This window comes from Streptomyces sp. NPDC045968, from assembly GCF_056430475.1.
Map to the genome: position 1 here is coordinate 305,692 of NZ_JBWKLF010000007.1, position 21,287 is coordinate 326,978.

Sequence of the window (21,287 nt, forward strand, 5' to 3'; positions counted from 1 at the left end):
GGGAGCACACCGTGACCGACGCACACACCACCGGGAGCCACGGCACCGGGCCGTTCATCGCGGCCATCGACCAGGGCACCACCTCCAGCCGCTGCATCGTCTTCGACAAGGACGGCCGGATCGTCTCCGTCGACCAGAAGGAGCACGAGCAGATTTTCCCGAAGCCGGGCTGGGTCGAGCACGACGCGAGCGAGATCTGGGCGAACGTCCAGGAGGTCGTCGCCGGCGCCGTCTCGAAGGCGGGCATCACCTCGGCCGACGTCAAGGCGATCGGTATCACCAACCAGCGCGAGACGACGCTGCTCTGGGACAAGAACACCGGTGAGCCCGTCCACAACGCCCTCGTCTGGCAGGACACCCGCACCGACGCGCTCTGCAAGGAGCTCGGCCGCAACGTCGGGCAGGACCGTTTCCGCCGTGAGACCGGGCTGCCGCTCGCCTCGTACTTCGCCGGCCCCAAGGTCCGCTGGCTCCTCGACAACGTGGAGGGACTGCGCGAGCGCGCCGAGCGGGGCGACATCCTCTTCGGGACCATGGACTCCTGGGTCATCTGGAACCTGACCGGAGGCACCGACGGCGGCGTCCACGTCACGGACGTCACCAACGCCTCGCGCACCCTCCTGATGAACCTGCACTCGATGCAGTGGGACGAGAAGATCCTCCAGTCCATGCACATCCCGGCCGCCGTGCTGCCGGAGATCCGCTCCTCCGCCGAGGTCTACGGGCACGCCAAGGGCGGCGTCCTGGACGGCATCCCGGTGGCTTCCGCGCTCGGCGACCAGCAGGCCGCGCTGTTCGGCCAGACCTGTTTCGCGCAGGGCGAGGCCAAGTCCACGTACGGCACCGGCACCTTCATGCTGATGAACACCGGCCACACGCCCGTCAACTCCTACAACGGGCTGCTCACGACCGTCGGATACCGCATCGGCGACCAGAAGCCGGTCTACGCGCTCGAAGGTTCCATCGCCGTCACCGGTTCGCTGGTGCAGTGGATGCGCGACCAGATGGGTCTGATCAAGTCCGCGGCCGAGATCGAGACCCTGGCCTCCTCGGTCGAGGACAACGGCGGCGCGTACTTCGTACCCGCCTTCTCCGGCCTCTTCGCCCCCTACTGGCGTCCCGACGCACGGGGCGTCATCGCCGGTCTCACCCGCTACGTCACCAAGGCGCACATCGCCCGTGCCGTGCTCGAGGCCACCGCCTGGCAGACCCGCGAGATCAGCGACGCCATGACCAAGGACTCCGGCGTCGAGCTGACCGCCCTCAAGGTCGACGGCGGTATGACCTCCAACAACCTGCTGATGCAGACCCTCTCCGACTTCCTGGACGCGCCGGTGGTGCGCCCCATGGTCGCCGAGACCACCTGCCTCGGCGCCGCCTACGCCGCCGGTCTCGCCGTCGGCTTCTGGCCGGACACCGACGCGCTGCGCGCCAACTGGCGCCGGGCCGCCGAGTGGACACCCCGTATGGACGCGGCCACCCGTGACCGCGAGTACAAGAGCTGGCTCAAGGCCGTCGAACGTTCGATGGGCTGGCTCGACGAAGACACTGTCGAGGAGTAAAGCGATATGACCACCCTGCAGAGCGTCCCCGCCCTCGGGACGCATCCGGCCTCCGGCTCCCTTCCGAGCCGCGCCGAGACCCGGGAGCAGCTGTCCAAGGCGACGTACGACCTCCTGGTGATCGGCGGCGGCATCCTGGGCATCTCCACCGCCTGGCACGCCGCGCAGTCCGGACTGCGGGTGGCGCTGGTGGACGCCGGCGACTTCGCCGGCGCCACCTCCTCCGCCTCCTCCAAGCTGCTCCACGGCGGTCTGCGCTACCTGCAGACCGGCGCGGTGAAGCTGGTGGCGGAGAACCACTTCGAGCGGCGCGCCGTCTCGCGTCAGGTCGCGCCGCACCTGGCCAATCCGCTCACCTTCTACCTGCCGGTCTACAAGGGCGGCCCGCACGGCGCGGCCAAGCTCGGTGCGGGCGTCTTCGCCTACTCCGCGCTCTCCGCGTTCGGTGACGGCGTCGGCCATGTGATCAGCCCGGCGAGGGCGCAGCGCGATGTGCCGGAGCTGCGTACGGACAATCTGAAGGCCGTCGCGGTCTACGGCGACGACCAGATGAACGACGCCCGCATGGCGCTGATGACCGTGCGCGCGGCGGTCGACGCGGGCGCGACCGTCCTCAACCACGCCGCGGTCACCGGGCTGCGGTTCACCCGGGGCCGGGTCACGGGCGCCGATCTGCGGGACAGCGCGGACGGTACGGAGTTCGGCGTGAACGCCCGCCTCGTGCTGAACGCCACCGGCCCGTGGGTCGACCACCTGCGCAAGATGGAGGACCCGAACGCGGCTCCTTCGATACGCCTCTCCAAGGGCGCGCACCTGGTGCTGAAGCGCACCCGCCCGTGGAAGGCGGCCCTCGCCACCCCGATCGACAAGTACCGGATCACGTTCGCGCTCCCGTGGGAGGACATGCTGCTGCTCGGCACGACCGACGAGGAGTACGAGGGCGACCCGGCGGATGTCGCGGTGACCGAGAAGGACACCGCGCAGATCCTGGACGAGGCGGCGTTCTCCGTCCGCGACCAGCAGCTGTCGCGCGATCTGATCACGTACTCCTTCGCGGGTCTGCGGGTGCTGCCGGGCGGTCCCGGCGACACGTCCAAGGCCAAGCGCGAGACCGTCGTGACGGAGGGCCGGGGCGGGATGCTCTCGGTCGCGGGCGGCAAGTGGACGACCTTCCGCCACATCGGCCGTACGGTGATGAACAAGCTGGCCGCGCTCCCCGGCCACCCGCTCGCGGACGACATGGAGCCGATGGCCCGGCTGCCGAAGAAGCTCCCGCTGCCCGGCATCGCCAACCCCCAGGCGGTCGCGCACCGGCTGCTGATCGACGGCGGTACGCCGGGTCCGCGGATGGCGGCCGACACGGCCAGGCACCTGGCCACCCACTACGGCTCGCTGTCCTTCGACATCGCGCGGCTCGCCAACGAGAACCCGGCCCTCGCCGAGCGCATCCACCCCGATGCCCCGGAGATCTGGGCGCAGGTCGTCTACGCCCGGGACCACGAGTGGGCCGAGACGGCGGACGACGTGCTGCGCCGCCGTACGACGCTGACGATCCGCGGGCTGGCGACGGACGGCATCCGGACCCAGGTGGAGGGTCTGCTCGCCGAGAGGGACTGACGCACGGCGTGCGCGGGGGCGGCTTCCGGACGGAAGCCGCCCCCGTCCGTATGTCCGCATCCGTCGGCCTTTCCCTGTGGTCAGCGGCACAACCTGCGGCGGGAGGCTGCTCGACGGGGTGCGCGGACCCTCATAATGGGCGGAGACATCGGATGTCTGATTCCAGTCCGAAATCCAGGAGGACCGTCATGGCTGTCACCGACGAGGCGATCGAGAAGATCAAGGAGATGATCGTCTCCGGTGCCCTGAGGCCCGGCGACCGGCTCCCCAAGGAGAGCGAGCTCGCCGCGGAGCTCGGACTGTCCCGCAACTCGCTCCGCGAGGCGGTACGCGCCCTGTCGCTGATCCGCATCCTCGACGTACGGCAGGGCGACGGCACGTACGTCACCAGCCTGGACCCCCAACTGCTCCTGGAAGCGATGAGTTTCGTGGTGGACTTCCACCGCGACGACACCGTGCTGGAGTTCCTCGCCGTGCGCCGCATCCTGGAGCCGGCCGCCACCGCGATGGCCGCCGCGCGGATCAGCGAGGCCCAGCTGGATCTGCTCGGGGCGCAGCTGGACGCCCTGGGCGGCGAGCCGTCGGTGGAGCAACTGGTCGCCGCCGACCTGGAGTTCCACCGGGGGATCGTGCAGTCGTCCGGCAATTCGGTGCTCTGCTCCCTGCTCGACGGACTCTCCGGGCCGACGACGAGGGCGAGGGTGTGGCGCGGCCTGACCCAGGAGGACGCCGTCAGCCGCACCCTCCACGAGCACCGGGCGATCCTCTCCGCGCTGCGGGACAGGGACGCGGAGGCGGCGCGGGCCTGGGCGACCGTCCATGTGGCGAGCGTGGAGCAGTGGCTGCGCTCGACCCTGTGACCTGCGTACGGGCCGGGGCGCGACGTGTCGCCCCCGGCCCGTCACGGTGCCCGCTCAGTCCTGCTTCTCCCCGCTCGCGAAGCGCGAGATGACCAGGGCGACGATGATGATCGCGCCGTTGAGGAACTGGTTCCACAGGGCCGGGACACCGCCGAGGGTCATCACGTTGACCACCAGCTGGAGCGTCAGTACGCCGGTGAGCGCCCCGAACAGCGTGCCGCGCCCGCCCTTGAGGCTGATGCCGCCGATGACGGCGGCGGCGAACACCTGGAAGATCCAGCCGTTGCCCTGGGTAGCCGCGACCGACCCGTAGTGGCCCGTGTAGAGGATGCCCGCGAAGGCGGCCAGCAGCCCGCCGACGGCCAGCACGATCCAGGTGATCCGGTCGACCCGGATACCGGCCGCCCGTGCCGCCTCCGGGTTGCCGCCGATGGCGTACAGCGAGCGTCCGTGCCGCAGCCACGCCAGCGCCGCGCCGCCGGCCGCGAACAGCGCCAGGCAGATCCAAACGGCGGCCGGAGCGCCGAGCCACTCGCTCTTGCCGAGGTAGCGGAAGGACTCCGGGACGTCCGTGATCGACTTGCCCTCGGTGATGCCGATGTGGAGTCCGCGCAGCATGGTGAGCATGCCGAGGGTCGCGATGAAGCCGTTGACCCGCAGCTTCAGGATCAGGAAGCCGTTGATCACGCCGACGAGCAGTCCGACCAGCAGACAGAGCGGGATCGCGGACCAGGCCGGGAAGAGTTCGAGACCCGCGAACCGGCCGCCGTCCGCGGGCAGGACCAGCCACATGGCGACCACCGGCGCGATGCCGATCGTCGACTCCAGGGACAGGTCCATCCGGCCGCAGATGAGGATCAGCGCCTGGCCGAGTACGAGCAGGCTGAGTTCGGAGGACTGCTGGACGACGCTGATCAGGTTGTTGGAGGTGAGGAAGACCGGCGAGACGATGAAGCCGATCACCATCAGGACCAGGATCACCGGCACCAGCGAGAAGTCGCTCCACCGGATCAGCTGGAGCCTGCTGCGCGGGTTCCCTTCCTTCGCCCCGCTCAGGATGTCGTCGGCCGTGGCCGGCCGTATGGTCCCGGTCATTCCTTCTCCCCCACACCTTCCATGGCGGCGACGAGTTCCCCGTCGTTCCACCCGCTGGCGAATGTCGCGACGACCCGCCCGTGGAACAGGGCGAGCACCCGGTCGCAGATCCGCAGATCGTCCAGCTCGTCCGAGATGATCACTGCGGCGTTTCCTTCGTCGGCGACCCGCCTGACCACTCCGAGCAGCGAGTCCTTGGACTTGACGTCCACGCCTGCGGTGGGCCGGACCGCGACCAGCGCGCTGGGATTGCGCGCCAGCGCGCGGGCGACGACCACCTTCTGCTGGTTGCCGCCGGAGAGTCCGGAGACGGGCTGCTCGGGCCCCTGGGTCTTGATGTCCAGCGAGGCGATCATCGACTGGGCGAAGCGGCGGGTGCGGGAGGGCAGCACGGTCCCCCACGGTCCCAGCTGGTCGGTGACCGTGAGGGTGGCGTTCTCGGCGACGCTCCGGTCCAGCACCAGGCCCTGGTCGTGCCGGTCCTCGGGGATGTACCCGATGCCGGCGTCCAGGGCGTGCGGGACGCTTCCGGGCCGAACGGCCTTTCCGTGTACGGAGACGGTGCCGCCGCTCGCCCTGCGCATCCCCGCCAGCGTCTCGCCGAGCGCGGTGTTGCCACTGGCGGCCGATCCCGCGAGGCCGAGGACCTCACCGGGCCGCACCTGGAGGTCCAGTGGCTCGAAGTGGCCCTCCAGGTGGAGTTGTTCGGTACGCAGGACCGGTACGGCCGACTCGTCCCGTACCCGCTCCCCCGCTCCGGCGGCGTGCCAGGCGGCCACGCCGCCGCCCTGCTCACCGGTCATCGCCGCCACCAGTTCCGCCTTGCCGATGCCCTCGACCGGCGCGGTCAGGACATGGCGGGCGTCGCGGTAGACGGTGACGGCCGTGCAGAGTTCGTACACCTCCTGCAGATGGTGGGAGATGAACAGGAACGCCACTCCCTGGCTCTGCAGTTCGCGCAGTCTGCCGAAGAGCCGGCCGATGCCGCGGGCGTCGAGCTGGGCGGTCGGCTCGTCGAGGATGATCAGCCGGGCGCCGAAGGAGAGGGCCCGGGCGATCTCGACGAACTGCCGCTGTTCGACGGCCAGGTCCCTGGCCCGTGTGGCGGGGTCGACCTGTACCCCGTACTCGGCGAGCAGTTGCCCGGCGCGCCTGCGGAGCTTGCTCCAGCTGATCCAGCGGGCGTCCTCGTCGAAGCGGTTGAGGAAGAGGTTCTCGGCGACGGTCAGATCCGGCACGACCATGGACTTCTGGTAGACGCAGGCGACCTTGGACTGCCAGGCCATGGTGTCCCCGAAGGCGGGCGCGGGCTCTCCGCCGAACCGGACCGTGCCCGCGTCCGCCTTGTGGAGTCCGGTGAGGACGCTGACGAGGGTGGACTTGCCCGCCCCGTTGCGGCCGACGAGCGCGAGCGACTCACCGGGCCGCACGGCGAGTTCCACGCCGTCGAGCGCCACGGTGGGGCCGAAGCGTTTGACGTTGCCTGCCGCCTGTACGGCCGGTGGAGGTGCGTGTTCCATGGCTAGCTCTTCTTCTCCAGCTGGTTGGCCCAGAGCGCCGGGTCGTCGACGTTCTCCTTGGTCACCAGGGGCGCCGGCAGCTGGTCCTCGAGGCCGCCGGGGATCTTGATGATCGTGGAGTCGTGGTCGGTCGGACCTTCCTCGAAGGTCTTTCCGGCCAGGGCCGCCCCGGCGTAGAACAGCGCGTACTTGGCGTAGAGATCCGCGGGCTGGGAGATGGTGGCGTCGATCTTCCCGGACCTGATCGCGTCGAACTCCTCCGGGATGCCGTCGTTGGAGATGATCGTGATGTGCCCGGGAGCGCCGACCGGCTTCAGGAGCTTCTTCTGCTCCAGCAGCGCGAGGGTTGGCTGGAGGAACACACCGCCGGCCTGCATGTAGATGCCGTTGATGTCGGGGTGCGCGGCCAGCGTCGACTGGAGTTTGGCGGAGGCCACATCGCCCTTCCAGTCGGTGGCCAGCTCGAAGACCTCGATGCCGGGGAAGTCCTTGTCCATGCACGACTTGAACGCCTCGGAGCGGTCGCGGCCGTTGATCGAGGACAGGTCGCCCTGGAATTCGACGACCTTGCCCTTGCCCTTCAGCCGCTCACCGAGGTACGTGCAGGCGTTGGTCCCGTACGCCTTGTTGTCGGCCCGGACGACCATGTAGATGTCGCCCTTGTCGGGGCGGGTGTCGACGCTGATGGCCGGGATCTTCTTCTCGTTCAGCGTGTTCAGCGACTCGGCTATCGCGCCGGTGTCCTGCGGAGCCATCACGACGGCCTTGGCGCCCTGGTCGGTGAACGTCTGGACGTTGGCGACGAGCTTGCCGATGTCGTTCTGCGAGTTGGTCAGCGGCAGGGCGTCGATCTCCCCCGCCTTGACGCCCTTCTCGACGTACTGCTGGTAGGAGTTCCAGAAGTCGCTGTCGCTGCGCGGCAGATCGATGCCGACCTTTCCACCGCCGTTCCCGCTGTCGGCGGACTCGCGGTTGCAGCCCGCCAGGGCGGTCACGGCCAGCAGTACGGCGCAGGCCGCCGCACTCGTCGTACGCACTCTCATAAGGGGTCCCGTCCTTCGTGGAGTACCGGCTCGTCGTGCTGCCGGCCCGGCATGGTGTGTGCTGCGGCTCAGCTGGGGATGGTGAGGATTCAGTCGGTCGCGGGGCGCAGTCTCAGGCCCTGCATGCCGCCGTCGACGGCGAGTGCGGTGCCGGTGACGGAGGCGGCGGACGGCCCGGCGAGGTAGACGACCGCCGCCGCCACCTCGTCCGCCGACACCAGCCGTCCCAGGGGCTGGCGGGCGTTGAGTGCGGCGCGTTCGGCGGCCGGGTCGTCGGCCCGGTCGAGGAGTCTGCCGACCCACGGGGTGTCCGCGGTGCCGGGGTTGACACAGTTGACCCGGATGCCTTCGCGGACGTGGTCGGCGGCCATGGCGAGGGTCAGGGAGAGGACCGCCCCCTTGCTCGCGCTGTAGAGCGCGCGCTGCGGCAGGCCCGCCGTGGCGGCTATGGAGCAGGTGTGGGTGATCGAGACGGCACCGGCTCGGGCCGCGGCGGCGCGGCGCAGGTGCGGCAGTGCGTGCCGGGCGGTGCGGACCATGCCGAGGACGTTGATGTCCAGGACCCTCGTCCACTCCTCGTCCGTGTTGTCCTCGACCGTACCGATGGAGCCGATGCCCGCGTTGGAGACGAGGGTGTGCAGGCCGCCCATCTCGTCGGCGGCCCGGTCGACCGCTTCCCGTACGGCCGCGTCGTCGGTGACGTCGGCCTTGAGCGCGAGTACGCCGGCGGGCGCCCCCGCGGTCTCCCGGTCGAGCACGGCGACCTTCGCGCCGCGCTCCAGGAGCAGGGTGGCCACGGCGGCCCCGATCCCGGAAGCGCCGCCCGTCACGAGGGCGGACATGCCGTCGAATTCCAGTGCACCGGTCATCGGGCGTTCTCCTCGGGAGTGCGGCGGGCCTGCCAGACGGGGCCCTCGGGATAGCGGTGCCCGGCGATCGACGCGGGAAGCATCCGGGCGGAGAACCCCGGCGTGCGCGGCGCCATGTACCGGCCGTTCTCGATCACGGTGGGGTCGGCGAAGTGCTCGTGGAGATGGTCGACGTACTCGATCACCCGGTCCTCCCAGGTCCCGGAGACCGCCACGTAGTCGAACATCGAGAGGTGCTGCACCAGTTCGCAGAGCCCGACACCTCCGGCGTGCGGGCAGACCGGGACGCCGTACTTCGCGGCGAGCAGCAGGATCGCCAGGTTCTCGTTGACGCCCGCGACCCGTGCGGCGTCGATCTGCACGAAGTCGACGGCGCCGGCCTGGAGCAGCTGTTTGAACACGACACGGTTGGCCACGTGTTCGCCGGTGGCGACCTTGACAGGCTGCCCGGCGCGCACGGCCGCGTGGCCGAGTACGTCGTCGGGGCTGGTGGGTTCCTCGATCCAGTGCGGGTCGTACGGGGCGAGGGCCTTCATCCACTCCACCGCGTCGGCCACGTCCCAGCGCTGGTTGGCGTCGACCGCGATCCGGATGTCGGGGCCGACTGCCTCCCGGGCGAGCGACATCCTGCGGACGTCGTCGCCGAGATCGGCGCCGACCTTCAGCTTGATCTGGGCGAAGCCGTCGGCCACGGCCTCCTTGGAGAGCCGTATCAGCTTGTCGTCCTCATACCCCAGCCAGCCGGGGGAGGTCGTGTACGCGGGATAGCCCTGGGCGAGCAGGATCTCCGTGCGCTCGGCGCGGCCCGGTTCCGCGGCCCGCAGGATCGTGAGTGCCTCCTCGGGCGTGAGCGCGTCGCTGAGGTAGCGGAAGTCGACGAGGGAGACGAGCTCCTCCGGTGTCATTCCGGCGAGGAACTGCCAGACGGGACGGCCCGCACCGGTCGCCGCGAGGTCCCAGGCGGCGTTGACGACCGCGCCGACCGCCATGTGCATCACGCCCTTCTCGGGCCCGAGCCAGCGCAGTTGGGAGTCGTGCGTGAGCTCCCGGTACAGCGCCCCGAGGTCGGCCGCGGTACGCGGGGCCGGGCGGCCGACCACGTACGGGCGCAGCGCCTCGATGGCGGCGGCCATGATCTCGTTGCCGCGCCCGATGGTGAAGCAGAAGCCGTGGCCCTCGGTACGGGCGCCGGGGTGGCCGGTGCGCAGGACGACGTAGGCGGCGGAGTAGTCGGGGTCGGGGTTCATGGCGTCCGAGCCGTCCAGCTGTTCCGAGGTGGGAAACCGGATGTCGTGAACCTCGAAATCCGTGACGGTCTGACTCATGTGCGCCCCCAGGGGAATAACATCGGACCTCTTGCGTGTCATCCGATGTATAGCGCCGCGCTTGGCCCGAAGTCCAGCGTTCGAACGGAATTCGGTCAGCACAGCTCGGATGAATCGCGGAGCTGATGCCCTGTTGTGACCAGTGATGCACCCCGACGGCCAAGGTTCACCCGCCCGTGCCCGGGTACTGCGGTGGGACAGCCCGGAAGCCGTAAGGTTGGTGCGTACACAAGGGAACTTCGGAAGGGGGTCTGGGTGATCGAGCTCGAGGGGGTACCCGAGCTGGTCGACCCGGTCATGGTGGCCGCGTTCGAGGGCTGGAACGACGCCGGTGACGCCGCCTCCACAGCTGTCGGACATCTGGACCGGGAATGGAAGGGCGAGGTGTTCGCGGCGCTCGACGCCGAGGACTACTACGACTTCCAGGTCAACCGGCCCACGGTGTGGCTGGACGGCGGGGTGCGCAAGATCACCTGGCCCACCACCCGTCTCTCCGTGGTCCGCGTCGGCGGGGACAAGCCGCGTGATCTGGTCCTCGTCCGGGGCATCGAACCGTCGATGCGCTGGCGTTCGTTCTGCAACGAGATCCTGGGATTCGCCCATGAGCTGGGCGTCGAGATGGTCGTCATCCTCGGGGCGCTGCTCGGCGACACCCCGCACACCCGGCCGGTGCCGGTCAGCGGTGTGACGTCCGATCCGGATCTGGCCAGGACGATGGATCTGGAGGAGACGCGGTACGAGGGCCCGACGGGCATCGTCGGCATCCTCCAGGAAGCCTGCACACACGCGGGAGTGCCCGCGGTGAGCCTGTGGGCGGCGGTGCCGCACTATGTGTCGCAGCCGCCCAACCCGAAGGCGACGCTGGCCTTGCTGAATCGCCTGGAGGACCTGCTGGGCCTGCGGATTCCGCTGGGCGAACTGCCCGAGGACGCCCGCGCCTGGCAGGTCGGCGTCGACCAGCTGGCCGCCGAGGACAGCGAGGTCGCCGAGTACGTGCAGACGCTGGAGGAGGCCCGCGACACCGCGGAACTGCCCGAGGCGACCGGCGAGGCCATCGCCCGGGAGTTCGAGCGCTATCTGCGGCGCCGTGACGGCGGTCCCGGCCAGGGGCCCGGCGGGCACGCGACCGAGAGCGGTGACGTCTCCTATCTGCGGGACACGTCGAGCGGCCGCACCAGACCGCCCAGGCCGCCGCGTCCGGAGACCGGGCCCGAGAGCGGCCCCGGGGCCGTACGCCCGCCGTCGGCGGCCGGCGGGGAAACCGGGAAGGCGTCCGGGGACTCCTCGGAGGACCCGGACACGGGCCCGTCCGCGGACGACGGGCACACCTCGGAGGACTGAGCAGTGAGGCGCGAGGGGCGCCGGACGGGATACAGACCCGTCCGGCGCCCCTCGTGCCGTCCGGCGTCCGGTCAGGCGCAGCTGAACCTCGCCGCCGCCCAGTCGCCGTGATCGCCGGTCTTGGAACCATTGGTGTCCGTGACCTTCAGACGCACATGCCGTGCTCCGTCCAGGCTCACGTCGACGGGTACCGTCGCCGAGGCTCCGGTCACCTTCGGGGAGGTCCACAGCACCTTGCCGTCGGCCTCCACGGAGAACGCCACCTCGCCGTAGCCGTTGATCTCGTCGTCGATGCCCGCGTCCGCGGTGAACGCGGTGCACCGGCCGCCGAGATAGACCTCGATGTCGGAGTCGGCGTGGGTGCCGATCCCCTTCTCGTACGTCTTCCCGGCCAGCGTCAGCGTGCGCCCGTCGCTCGCCCCGGACTCGCCGTTGGAGCGGTCGCGTTCGGCGGGCCCGTAGCCGTTGGCCGACTTCAGCCAGACGAGGTCGCTCGCCCAGGCCGCACCGCTCGGGGGCGGTGGCATGACGCCGACGGCGAGGCGCTGCGCCGTCGTACGGGACTCGCCCGCCGATCCGTAGCGGGCGAGCGCGGTGAGCCGGGCCTCACCCGCCGTGGCGTCCCGCGCCGGGGTGACCGCCACCTCGACCCGCCGGGTGGTGCCCGCCGGTATCCGTGCCACGGTGGCCGCCGGGGTGACCTGCCAGCCCTCCGGGACGTCCAGGGTGACCGAGGTGTCCGTCAGGTCCGCGGAGCCCGCCGTGACGTCGACGGAGACGGTGCCGGCGACTCCCGCGCCCACCTCCTGGGCGAGCGGCGCGGAGACGACGGCCGTCGCGCCGGGCCGCTTGCCTCCGACGGCGCTGGCGTTCTCCAGCGTGACCGTGAACTCCCGTGCGGTGCTCAGGGACTCGGTCTTGATCTTCACCACGCCGCCGCGGTCGTCCTGGTCGTACCACCAGCCCCGCGTCGCGGCCTCGAAGGCGGCCGCCGACCGCAGCCGCGGCAGCTGGCCCGCCAGCTTGACCGCGCTGGGCGCGGACCCGGTGTGCACGGTGAACTCGTAGGGGCGGCTGGTCTGTTTGCCCGCGAAGCTTCCCCTGCTCTCACCGATGCGTACGGTGACGTCGCCCGCGCCGCTCCTCGGCGCGTCGACGACGGCCTGCTGCGTGGCGTACCTGCCCTCGCGGTGCTGCCGGGTCACACCGTCGTCCTCGTACAGCGTGAACGACGACCTGCCCTGCGGATAGACGTCCCAGGCCAGGGGTGAGTCCGCCGTGCGGTCCTTGTACGAGCGGATGCCGGGCCACATCGGCACGGCCGCACCGGCCTTCACGAAGAGCGGGAGGGTGTCGAGCGGGGCACTGTAGTGGTCGACGGTGGTCGGCCCCTGGTACGTCCGGCCGCTCCAGTAGTCGGTCCAGGTGCCCTTCGGCAGATAGATGGAACCGCGCTCGGTGGCGTCCTGGTAGACGGGGGCGACCAGGAAGTGCTCACCGGACATGAACTCGTACTTCGCCGCGTCCGACGCCGCCTTCGGATCGTCCGGGTACTCCAGGACGAGCGGGCGGACCATGCCGACCCCGGTCTTCGTCGCCTCGTGCGCGTACGAGTACTGGTAGGGCAGCAGCGACTCCTTCAGCTTGAGGTAGTCGCGGTTGATCGAGGTGTACGGCTCGCCGTACCGGAAGGGCTGCTTGTCGTTCGCCGCCCAGCCGTCCATGGTCATCGTCGTGCCCAGGAACATCTTCCACTGGAGGTCCCGGGTGTACGTCTTGGCGCTGCCGCCGAAGATCCCGTCGACGTCACCCGTGGTGTACGCGAGCCCGGACATCGTGGCGCCCGCGTAGGTCGGGATCTGCCAGCGGATGTACTCCCAGCTGCCCGACTGGTCGCCGGACCACTGGACTCCGCAGCGCTGGGCGCCCGACCAGCTCTCCGGCGCCCAGGTGAAGCCGCGGGCGTCGCTGTTCTCCTCGATGCCCTTGTACGCGTCCTTGCAGCCGTCCAGGGCGAACTTGTAGCCCTCGCCGACCCAGGCGACATCGAGCTTGGCGACCCGCTGGCCCGCCTTCACCTGGTCGGCGAGCTTGTCGATGCCGTCCTCGGTCCACAGGCCGAGCTGCATGCCGCGGTCCTGGAGGCCCTCGGCGGTCTCCGCGAGGTCCTCGTAACCGCAGCCGTAGCCGTCGTTGACGAGCATCCAGCCGTTCGGCATGTCGTTCTCGACGTATCCGTCGGCGACCTTCAGGGCGTCCAGGGTGTGGCGCTCACCGCGGTTGGCGTTGTGGAGGTAGCAGTCGGCGTCGCCGATCTCCATGCCGTACACGGGCGGCAGGAAGGGCTTGCCGGTGAGCTTCGTGTACTGCCCGATGACGTTCTTGGCGTCACCCGCGAAGTAGTAGGCGTCGAAGCGCTGTTCGCGCGCGCTCGTCGTCACCGGGTCGGTGAAGGCGTAGGTGTTGGGGGCGTAGGTGTTGCGGTAGACGCCGTATCCGGCCGAGGAGAGGTAGAACGGGACCGAGTTGGGGTGGCCGCCGTCGTTCCAGTTGTAGTCGACGCCGACCTCGACGGTCTTGCCGCGGTGCGAGGTGTTGCCGCGGCCGTTCTGCATCCCGGCGCCGTAGAACTGCTCGTCGGCGCCCCGGGAGAGGGTCTGGGTGGTCTTCTCCCCGTCCCAGCTCAGCCCCTTGGTCTCGGACCAGACCTGGCTGCCGTCGGCCCGGTACAGCGCGAACCGCAGGGGCGACTTGTACGCCCGCAGGGTGACGCCGCCGATAGCGGTGAGCTCGTAGCGGTCGCCGCGGTCGGTCCAGCTGGTCCGAGGCGGGGTGCCCTGGGGCAGCACGATGTCGTCGCCGGTGGGGTCGGCGAAGCGGCCGTCCGGGGCCAGTTCGATACGGAAGGTCCCGGCGGAGACGAAGCTGACCCGGGCCTCGGCCTTGCCGGCCTTGAGGTGGTAGACGGGCCCGTCGGCGGAGAACCCGGTGACGTCACCGACGGTCGTGCCGACCGGTGCGGACGGCTCGGCCTGGGCGCTGCCCGGACCCGCGAGGACCGCGAGCAGCCCGAGCAGACCGGCGACTGCCGCCACTCTGATGCGCGTTGATGATTGCATAGAGCGCTTTTAGCGCAACTTCGAGCAATTGACCACGGACAAAAGGGAACCGGCCCCGAACTTCGTGAAGAAGTCCGAGGCCGGTCCTTGGATACGGATCGCGCGGTGGTCACACCGCCCGGCTGCTACAGGGCGACGCCGAGCAGCGCGTCGACGGTGCGCGAGACGAGGCCGGGTGCGCCCTCGTCCGTGCCGCCGCCGGAGCTCTGGAGAGCGGCCCAGCGGTCCACGGCGGCGAGTGCGGCCGGGGTGTCCAGGTCGTCGGCGAGGGCCTCGCGGACCTCGTCGACCAGGGCGTCGGCGGACGGCCCGTCGGGGCGGGAGACGGCGGCACGCCACCGGCCCAGTCGCTCGACGGCGTCGGCCAGCACCTGGTCGGTCCACTCCCAGTCGGCCCGGTAGTGGTGCGAGAGCAGGGACAGCCGGATCGCGGCCGGGTCCACGCCGTCGCGGCGCAGCGCCGAGACGAAGACCAGGTTGCCCTTGGACTTCGACATCTTCTCGCCGTTCAGGCCGACCATGCCGGCGTGCACGTACGCCTGGGCGAACGGGTGCTCGCCGGTCAGCGCCTGGGCGTGCGAGGCGCCCATCTCGTGGTGCGGGAAGACGAGGTCGGAGCCGCCTCCCTGGACGTCGAAGCCCATGCCGAGGTGGTCCAGGGCGATGGCGACGCACTCGATGTGCCAGCCGGGGCGGCCGGCTCCGAGCGTGCCACCGTCCCAGCTGGGCTCGCCCTCGCGGGCGGCCATCCACAGCATCGGGTCGAGAGGGTTCTTCTTGCCGGGGCGCTCGGGGTCGCCGCCGCGCTCGGCGGAGAGCAGGCGCATCGCTTCGGCGTCCAGGTGGGAGACCTCGCCGAAGTGCGGGTCGGCCTCGACGGAGAAGTACACGTCGCCTTCGAGTTCGTAGGCGGCGCCCGCGTCCCGGAGCCGTTCGACGAGCGGGACGATGCCGGGTATCGCCTCCACCGCTCCGATGTAGTGCTGCGGCGGGAGCATGCGAAGGGCGGTCATGTCCTCCCGGAAGAGGGCCGTCTCGCGTTCGGCGAGCTCGGTCCAGTCATGACCGTCGCGTACGGCCCGCTCCAGCAGCGGATCATCCACGTCGGTCACGTTCTGGACGTAGTGAACCTGCCGCTTGGTGTCGAGCCACACGCGCTGAACGAGGTCGAACGCGTTGTAGGTCGCCGCATGACCCATGTGGGTCGCGTCGTACGGCGTGATGCCGCAGACATAGATGCGGGCGACGGGACCGGGGTCAAGGGTGATCCGTCCGCCGGTCGCGGTGTCGTGGATCCGAAGGTCGCGGCCCTTGCCAGGCAGGGCGGGGACCTCAGAAGCGGGCCAGGCATGCATGTCATGAGCGTAACCGGACGATGCTTCCGGATACGAACCGGACCGGGAATCGTGGCCGGAGAGCCGGTCTTGACAGCGGGGCGCTGTTCCTCTGACCGCCCCCCCGGCTCCGGTCATCAAGGGCTCAGGCGGGCACAGTCAAGCGTGCGGAAAGGGACCCGCACGTCACACCGGTGGCCACGGAATGGGCGGCCACTGGCCGCTCGGCTGCGGGTGCAGCCCCGTGGCGAGCAGATTCCTCACACGCCCCCGCAGCGCGTCCAGCTCCGCCGCGGTGATCAGCTCGCCCAACCGGGTGGCGAGCCCCGCCCCCGGCGTCAGATCCTCGGCCAGCCGGCCCAGCACCTCGACGGCCTCGTCGGTCAGCGGTTCGCCCGCCCAGCCCCACAGCAGCGTGCGCAGCTTGTCGTCGGCGTTGAAGGTGACTCCGTGGTCGATGCCGTACAGCCGGCCGCCCGGGGCGGGCAGCAGATGGCCGCCCTTCCGGTCACCGTTGTTGATCACCGCGTCCAGCACCGCGAGGCGCCGCAGCCGGGGATCGTCCGCATGCACCAGCAGGGCCGTCTTCCCCTCACCGACCTCCGCGAAGCCCACGGCCTTCCAGCCGTCCCCCGGCTCCTCGTCCTCGACGAGCGCGAGCAGCGAACCCGTACCCCCGTCGGACGATCCGTCGGAGGAACCGTCACCGGAGCCGTCCTCGGCCGCCTCGATCCAGAGCTGGCACATACCCTGCCCGTACGGCCCGTCCCGCAGCACCGTGGGCGGTACGAGCCCCCACCCGGTCGCCTCGGAGATCTCGAACGCCGCCACCTCGCGCTGCGCGAGGGTCCCGTCGGGAAAGTCCCACAGCGGCTGTTCCCCGGCGACCGGCTTGTACACGCAGGTCCGCTCCTCGCCCTCGTACGCGACCGTGCAGTAGAGCACCGCGTTGGACGCGCCCCGGACCTGCCCGAGGACCGTGAGCTGTCCCTCGGCGAGCAGGGTCAGCAGCTCCGCCCCTGTCGGGCCGGCGGTCACGCTCCGCGACGGTATCCGTTCTGGCGCGGGCATACGTGTCCTTCCGGATCGAGCGGCAGGCTGCACAGGGGGCACGGCGGGCGGCCGGCGTTCACTACATCCAGGGCGCGCTTGGCGAACGCACGGGCCTGCGCGCCGCTGAGCCGGACGCGCAGCATCGGCGGGCCGTTCTCCTCGTCCTGGAGAAGCCTTTCCTCGGCCTCCACGAGGTCGTCCTCGGAGTCGGCGTCCAGCTCGACGAGCGCCTGTGCCTCGACGATCATCCGCTGCTCCTCGCCGTCCCAGGCGAGAGCCATCGTGCCGACCCTGAACTCCTCCTCGACGGGCGCGTCGAGCGGTGCGGTGTCGGTGACGTCCATGGGCGCCACGGCCGGCACCGGCGAATTGCCGCCGGTGCGTCTCACGACCTCGTCGAGCAGTTCGTCGATCCGTTCCGCCAGCGCGGCGACCTGCGTCTTCTCCAGGGCCACACTGGTGACGCGCCCCCTGGAGGATGCCTGAAGGAAAAACGTACGGCGGCCAGGCAGCCCGACCGTACCGGCCACGAAACGGTCCGGGGGGTCATAGAGGAACACCTGACGGGACACGTCCTGTCTCCCTTGAGAATTGACGGCGAATGGGGGCGGCCGGAGTCCGGAGGGATGCCCCCGGAACGGCCCCTACGGCGCGTCCACCCTACTGCGCGGAGCGATCACGGTGCCCCAGCGCCGCCCCCGACCGCCGCATCCGTCGCGTTACCGCCCGCGGCATCGGCCCCGATGGCTTGTTCGCGCGGGGCGAGGGAGGCGAAGTCCCCGGTGTCGCCCAGACGGAGAAGGAAGGGCCGCAGCCGGGTGTAGCGGATCGCGGTGACCGAACACGGATCGGCGTGGATCCGCTGGAAGAGGTCCAGATGCATGCCGAGCGCGTCGGCGACGAGGGCCTTGATGATGTCGCCGTGCGAGCACATCACGTACGTCGCGTCGTCGCCGTGCTCGGCCTCGACGCGGGCGTTCCAGTCGCGTACGGCGTCGACCGCCCTGGCCTGCATCGCCCGCATGGACTCGCCACCGGGGAACGCGGCGGCCGAGGGGTGCTGCTGGACGACGGACATCAGCGGCTCGTCGGACAGTTCCGCCAGCTTGCGCCCCGACCAGTCGCCGTAGTCGCACTCGCTGATCCGGTCCTCGGTGTGCGACGGAAGACCGGGGCGGGCGTCGAGCAGTGGCTGGAGCGTTTCGCGGCACCGCTCCAGGGGGCTGCTGACGGCGGCGACGAGCGTGAGCGCGGCCAGCCGCCCGGGCAGTGCGGCGGCCTGCTCGGCGCCGCGTTCGTCCAGGGAGACACCGGGGGTACGGCCGGCGAGCACTCCTGCGGTGTTGGCGGTGGAACGACCGTGGCGTACGAGGATCAGCGTGGGCATACGAGCCAGCGTAAAGGGCAGGGGTGAGGTGCGGAGCCGTCAGCGACAAGGAAGAATGCGCGCGTGATTGTCGACAGTGCCATCTACCGGGACGGGCGTCGTACCGAAGGCCCCGCCGATCTTTCCGACGCCCTCGACGAGGCGCGGGCAGCCGCCTCCGGGGACGCGTTCCTCTGGGTCGGTCTGCACGAGCCGACGGAGAAGGAGTTCTCCCGCGTCAGCAGCGAGTTCGGGCTGCACCCGCTGGCGGTGGAGGACGCGCTGCGCGCCCACCAGCGGCCCAAGCTGGAGGTGTACGACGATTCGCTGTTCGTCGTCATCAAGCCGGTCGTGTACGAGCCGGAGAGCGACAAGGTGAGTACCGACGAGCTGATGGTCTTCATCGGTGATTCGTTCGTCGTGACGGTCAGGCACGGCGAGAGCGCGCCGCTCGCGGCCGTACGCAGCCGGCTGGAGGCCGAGCCCGAGGTCCTCAAGCACGGCCCCACGGCGGTCCTGTACGCGGTCAGCGACGCGATCGTGGACCACTACATCGACGTGGGCGCCGAGCTCCAGGTCGACCTGGAGGAGCTGGAGACGGAGGTGTTCGCGCCGAGCGGCACCGGTGATTCGACGAACTCCGCCGCCCGCATCTACACGTTCAAGCGCCAGGTGCTCGAATTCCGCCGGGCCACCGGCCCGCTGACCTCCCCGATGACGCGTCTGGCGAGCGCGGGGGTGCCGTTCGTCCACGAGCACGCGCAGCCGTTCTTCCGGGACGTGAGCGACCACCTGACGCGCGTCAACGAGCAGGTGGAGGGGCTGGACCGGCTGCTGTCGGACATTCTCTCGGCCCATCTGGCACAGATGGGGGTGCGCCAGAACGACGACATGCGGAAGATCTCGGCGTGGGCCGCCATGGCCGCTGTTCCGACCATGGTGGCGGGCGTCTACGGCATGAACTTCGACCACATGCCGGAGCTGCACTGGCCGTGGACGTATCCGGCGGTGATCGTGCTGATGGGCTGCGCGGTGTTCGGACTGCACCGCCTGTTCAAGCGCCGCGGCTGGCTCTGACCGCGCTCCCGGGCCGCCTCAGGCGAACTCGGGCTCGACCGGGGCCGCGCCGCCCAGCGCGTCCCGTCGCGCGGGCTGTTCCAGGGTCACCATGCGGCGCCAGCCGATCAGCCGCTCGTACGCGTACAGGGCGTGGATGCCCACGGCCAGCATCGCCGACTTGGCCCGGGACCAGCTCAGGAGCGCGCCCATGTTCGCCATCACGGCGAGGCTGACGTCCCGGTAGACCCGGATCTCGGCGTGCGCGCACTCCCGCAGGGTGTGCTGGATCATACGGCCGTGCCCGGCGGCGGCGAAGCGAAGCAGTTCCTCGTGGCAGTACGCGAGGTGGTTGTCCTCGTCGTTCGAGATCATCCTCACCGCGCGGCCGAGCTCGGGGTGGCCCGCGAAGTGCTTGAGCAGCAGGCGCATCTGCTCGGAGGCGCGCTGCTCGGTGACCCTGCTGTGGGCCAGGTAGGTGATGACGTCCTGCTCCGACAGCGTTTCGTCGCGCTTGAGCTGTTCGTGGGCGAGCCCGATGCCCTGCCGCTCCAGGAGCATCGTGTAGTCGGTCTCGGGCGGCACGTCCACGGGACTCAGTCCGCGTTTCTTCAGGAGCGCGTTGAAGATGCGTCCGTGCTTGTCCTCGTCGGCGCCGTGCCGGACGATCTTGGGCGCCAGATCCCGCTGGCTCACGGGCACGAGCGCCGCGATACGGCCGTTCTCCCAGCCGCCCTGTGTCTCGCCGCTGGCAGCGATGGAGCAGAAGAGCCGGAACGATTCGTCGTCGTCGAGGATCTCCTGGAACAGACTTTTTGCCGAGAGCATCACTGTCACCTCCGTACCGGTATGCGCAGAGGCAAAGTCAAATGCGGTACGGGCGAGTAGGCAACACGAGAGCCGCCGCGCGGACGAGGGGCGTCCGGAGCGTAACCGCGGAGCCCCCGGCGCGTTGTTCCGGGTACGGCCGTGGCGGGGAAGACCCCCGAGCCCCCACCACGGCCGTAGTGCTGCGCCGGTGCCTCCAGGCAGCGGGTGGGTTCGCTACGCGAGGCCGGAGCGCTCCAGGGCGTCCGTACCGGCGCGCAGAGCCGCGATCCGCTCGTCGAGCGTGAATCCCGCCGGGGCGAGGGTCAGCGTGGTGACACCGGCGGCCGCGTACGCCTGCATGCGCTCGGCGATCCGCTCCACCGAGCCGAGCAGCGTGGTCTGGTCGATGAGCTGGTGCGGTACGGCGGCGGCCGCGCCGCTCTTGTCGCCGGCCAGGTACTTGTCCTGGATCTCGGCGGCTTCCTTCTCGTAGCCCATGCGCTGGGCGAGCTGGTTGTAGAAGTTCTGCTTGCGGCTGCCCATGCCGCCGACGTACAGCGCGGTGTACGGGCGGAACATGTCGGCCAGGCCGTTGACGTCGTCGCCGATGGCGAGCGGCAGCGTCGGGCAGACGTCGAAGCCCTCCATGGTCTTCCCGGCCTTCTCGCGACCCGCCCGCAGGTACTTCACGGCCGTGTCCTCGAGGTGGTCGGCGGACGGGAAGATCAGCAGCGCCCCGTCCGCGATCTCGCCGGTCTGCTCCAGGTTCTTCGGGCCGATGGCGGCGATGTAGAGCGGGATGTGCTCGCGCTTCGGGTGCACGGTGAGCTTGATGGGCTTGCCCGGGCCGTCGGGCAGCGGAAGCGTCCAGTGCTCCCCCTCGTACGAGAGGCGCTCGCGCGACATGGCCCTGCGGACGATCTCGATGTACTCACGGGTGCGGGCCAGCGGCTTGTCGAACTTGACGCCGTACCAGCCCTCGGAGACCTGCGGGCCCGAGACGCCGAGGCCGAGCCGGAAGCGGCCTCCGGACAGCGAGTCGAGGGTGGCCGCGGTCATCGCGGTCATCGCGGGCTGCCTGGCCGGGATCTGCATGATCGCGGAGCCGACGTCGATGGACTCGGTCTGGGCCGCGACCCAGGTGAGCACGGTGGGGGCGTCGGAGCCGTACGCCTCGGCCGCCCAGCAGACGTCGTAGCCGAGCCGGTCGGCCTCCTGGGCGACGGCGAGGTTGTCGCCGTCCATGCCCGCTCCCCAGTAACCGAGATTGATGCCGAGCCGCATAAACCGCTCCCATACTGATCAGTAACGTCCCTG

General features: G+C 70.3%; 17 protein-coding genes. 5 read left to right on the plus strand and 12 right to left on the minus strand.

Annotated features, from left to right (window positions below):
* The first annotated feature begins 11 nt into the window (after positions 1-11).
* From glpK to AC07FA_RS21940, 3 genes are all read left to right on the plus strand, one after another.
* Positions 12-1,562 (plus strand): glycerol kinase GlpK, encoded by a 1,551-nt coding sequence (gene glpK, locus AC07FA_RS21930; RefSeq protein ID WP_479077580.1) that lies wholly within the window; start codon positions 12-14, stop codon positions 1,560-1,562.
* Between the two features lie 6 nt (positions 1,563-1,568).
* Positions 1,569-3,179, plus strand: a complete 1,611-nt coding sequence (locus tag AC07FA_RS21935) for a glycerol-3-phosphate dehydrogenase/oxidase (protein WP_479077581.1) — start codon at positions 1,569-1,571, stop codon at positions 3,177-3,179.
* 188 nt (positions 3,180-3,367) lie between these two features.
* On the plus strand, positions 3,368-4,039 hold the full coding sequence (locus tag AC07FA_RS21940; protein WP_479077582.1) for a FadR/GntR family transcriptional regulator: 672 nt from the start codon (positions 3,368-3,370) through the stop codon (positions 4,037-4,039).
* Between the two features lie 54 nt (positions 4,040-4,093).
* Here the strand turns inward: AC07FA_RS21940 and AC07FA_RS21945 are convergent, their stop codons facing one another.
* From AC07FA_RS21945 to AC07FA_RS21965, 5 genes are all read right to left on the minus strand, one after another.
* A complete protein-coding gene (locus tag AC07FA_RS21945; protein ID WP_479077584.1) occupies positions 4,094-5,134 on the minus strand; it encodes an ABC transporter permease in 1,041 nt (346 codons plus the stop codon).
* Entirely contained in the window at positions 5,131-6,654 is a 1,524-nt protein-coding gene (locus AC07FA_RS21950; RefSeq protein ID WP_479077586.1) for a sugar ABC transporter ATP-binding protein, read from the minus strand. Before AC07FA_RS21950 ends, AC07FA_RS21945 begins: the two co-directional genes overlap by 4 nt.
* Positions 6,655-6,656: 2 nt before the next feature.
* Positions 6,657-7,697 carry a sugar ABC transporter substrate-binding protein gene (locus AC07FA_RS21955; protein WP_479077587.1) on the minus strand — a complete coding sequence of 347 codons (1,041 nt, stop codon included), beginning with the start codon at positions 7,695-7,697 and terminating at the stop codon, positions 6,657-6,659.
* Positions 7,698-7,786: 89 nt separating this feature from the next.
* Entirely contained in the window at positions 7,787-8,566 is a 780-nt protein-coding gene (locus AC07FA_RS21960; protein ID WP_479077589.1) for an SDR family NAD(P)-dependent oxidoreductase, read from the minus strand.
* Positions 8,563-9,891, minus strand: a complete 1,329-nt coding sequence (locus tag AC07FA_RS21965) for an L-fuconate dehydratase (protein ID WP_479077591.1) — start codon at positions 9,889-9,891, stop codon at positions 8,563-8,565. The genes AC07FA_RS21960 and AC07FA_RS21965 overlap by 4 nt, the downstream gene beginning before the upstream one ends.
* Positions 9,892-10,146: 255 nt before the next feature.
* On the opposite strand from AC07FA_RS21965, the gene AC07FA_RS21970 reads away from it, so the two are divergent.
* On the plus strand, positions 10,147-11,232 hold the full coding sequence (locus AC07FA_RS21970; protein ID WP_479077593.1) for a PAC2 family protein: 1,086 nt from the start codon (positions 10,147-10,149) through the stop codon (positions 11,230-11,232).
* A 71-nt stretch (positions 11,233-11,303) separates the two neighbouring features.
* Here AC07FA_RS21970 and AC07FA_RS21975 read toward each other — a convergent pair whose 3' ends face one another.
* The 5 genes from AC07FA_RS21975 to AC07FA_RS21995 form a co-directional block, all read right to left on the minus strand.
* The gene (locus AC07FA_RS21975) at positions 11,304-14,351 is read right to left on the minus strand and encodes an NPCBM/NEW2 domain-containing protein (RefSeq protein WP_479077595.1); all 3,048 of its coding nucleotides are present in this window, start codon (positions 14,349-14,351) and stop codon (positions 11,304-11,306) included.
* A 125-nt stretch (positions 14,352-14,476) separates the two neighbouring features.
* On the minus strand, positions 14,477-15,706 hold the full coding sequence (mshC, locus tag AC07FA_RS21980; protein ID WP_479077596.1) for a cysteine--1-D-myo-inosityl 2-amino-2-deoxy-alpha-D-glucopyranoside ligase: 1,230 nt from the start codon (positions 15,704-15,706) through the stop codon (positions 14,477-14,479).
* Positions 15,707-15,871: 165 nt separating this feature from the next.
* Positions 15,872-16,756 carry an SCO1664 family protein gene (locus AC07FA_RS21985; RefSeq protein WP_479077598.1) on the minus strand — a complete coding sequence of 295 codons (885 nt, stop codon included), beginning with the start codon at positions 16,754-16,756 and terminating at the stop codon, positions 15,872-15,874.
* The gene (locus AC07FA_RS21990) at positions 16,720-17,310 is read right to left on the minus strand and encodes a DUF3090 domain-containing protein (RefSeq protein WP_479077599.1); all 591 of its coding nucleotides are present in this window, start codon (positions 17,308-17,310) and stop codon (positions 16,720-16,722) included. Before AC07FA_RS21990 ends, AC07FA_RS21985 begins: the two co-directional genes overlap by 37 nt.
* Positions 17,311-17,414: 104 nt before the next feature.
* The gene (locus tag AC07FA_RS21995) at positions 17,415-18,125 is read right to left on the minus strand and encodes a histidine phosphatase family protein (protein ID WP_479077601.1); all 711 of its coding nucleotides are present in this window, start codon (positions 18,123-18,125) and stop codon (positions 17,415-17,417) included.
* 63 nt (positions 18,126-18,188) lie between these two features.
* Between AC07FA_RS21995 and corA the strand changes: the two genes are divergently transcribed.
* Positions 18,189-19,181: a magnesium/cobalt transporter CorA gene (gene corA / locus AC07FA_RS22000; protein ID WP_479077603.1), complete on the plus strand. Its 993-nt coding sequence runs from the start codon at positions 18,189-18,191 to the stop codon at positions 19,179-19,181.
* A gap of 18 nt (positions 19,182-19,199) precedes the next feature.
* On the opposite strand, the gene AC07FA_RS22005 is transcribed toward corA, so the two are convergent.
* Both AC07FA_RS22005 and AC07FA_RS22010 read right to left on the minus strand, forming a co-directional pair.
* Entirely contained in the window at positions 19,200-19,988 is a 789-nt protein-coding gene (locus tag AC07FA_RS22005; RefSeq protein ID WP_479077604.1) for a ferritin-like domain-containing protein, read from the minus strand.
* 216 nt (positions 19,989-20,204) lie between these two features.
* A complete protein-coding gene (locus tag AC07FA_RS22010) occupies positions 20,205-21,254 on the minus strand; it encodes an LLM class F420-dependent oxidoreductase (protein WP_479077605.1) in 1,050 nt (349 codons plus the stop codon).
* Between the last annotated feature and the right edge of the window lie 33 nt (positions 21,255-21,287).

Excerpts from the sequence above, each read along its gene's own strand:
- AC07FA_RS21935 (WP_479077581.1), top strand. The coding sequence starts at position 1,569 with ATGACCACCCTGCAGAGCGTCCCCGCCCTCGGGACGCATCCGGCCTCC.
- AC07FA_RS21940 (WP_479077582.1), top strand. The coding sequence starts at position 3,368 with ATGGCTGTCACCGACGAGGCGATCGAGAAGATCAAGGAGATGATCGTC.
- AC07FA_RS21945 (WP_479077584.1), bottom strand. The coding sequence starts at position 5,134 with ATGACCGGGACCATACGGCCGGCCACGGCCGACGACATCCTGAGCGGG.
- AC07FA_RS21950 (WP_479077586.1), bottom strand. The coding sequence starts at position 6,654 with ATGGAACACGCACCTCCACCGGCCGTACAGGCGGCAGGCAACGTCAAA.
- AC07FA_RS21955 (WP_479077587.1), bottom strand. The coding sequence starts at position 7,697 with ATGAGAGTGCGTACGACGAGTGCGGCGGCCTGCGCCGTACTGCTGGCC.
- AC07FA_RS21960 (WP_479077589.1), bottom strand. The coding sequence starts at position 8,566 with ATGACCGGTGCACTGGAATTCGACGGCATGTCCGCCCTCGTGACGGGC.
- AC07FA_RS21965 (WP_479077591.1), bottom strand. The coding sequence starts at position 9,891 with ATGAGTCAGACCGTCACGGATTTCGAGGTTCACGACATCCGGTTTCCC.
- AC07FA_RS21975 (WP_479077595.1), bottom strand. The coding sequence starts at position 14,351 with ATGCAATCATCAACGCGCATCAGAGTGGCGGCAGTCGCCGGTCTGCTC.
- mshC (WP_479077596.1), bottom strand. The coding sequence starts at position 15,706 with ATGCATGCCTGGCCCGCTTCTGAGGTCCCCGCCCTGCCTGGCAAGGGC.
- AC07FA_RS21985 (WP_479077598.1), bottom strand. The coding sequence starts at position 16,756 with ATGCCCGCGCCAGAACGGATACCGTCGCGGAGCGTGACCGCCGGCCCG.
- AC07FA_RS21995 (WP_479077601.1), bottom strand. The coding sequence starts at position 18,125 with ATGCCCACGCTGATCCTCGTACGCCACGGTCGTTCCACCGCCAACACC.
- AC07FA_RS22005 (WP_479077604.1), bottom strand. The coding sequence starts at position 19,988 with ATGCTCTCGGCAAAAAGTCTGTTCCAGGAGATCCTCGACGACGACGAA.
- AC07FA_RS22010 (WP_479077605.1), bottom strand. The coding sequence starts at position 21,254 with ATGCGGCTCGGCATCAATCTCGGTTACTGGGGAGCGGGCATGGACGGC.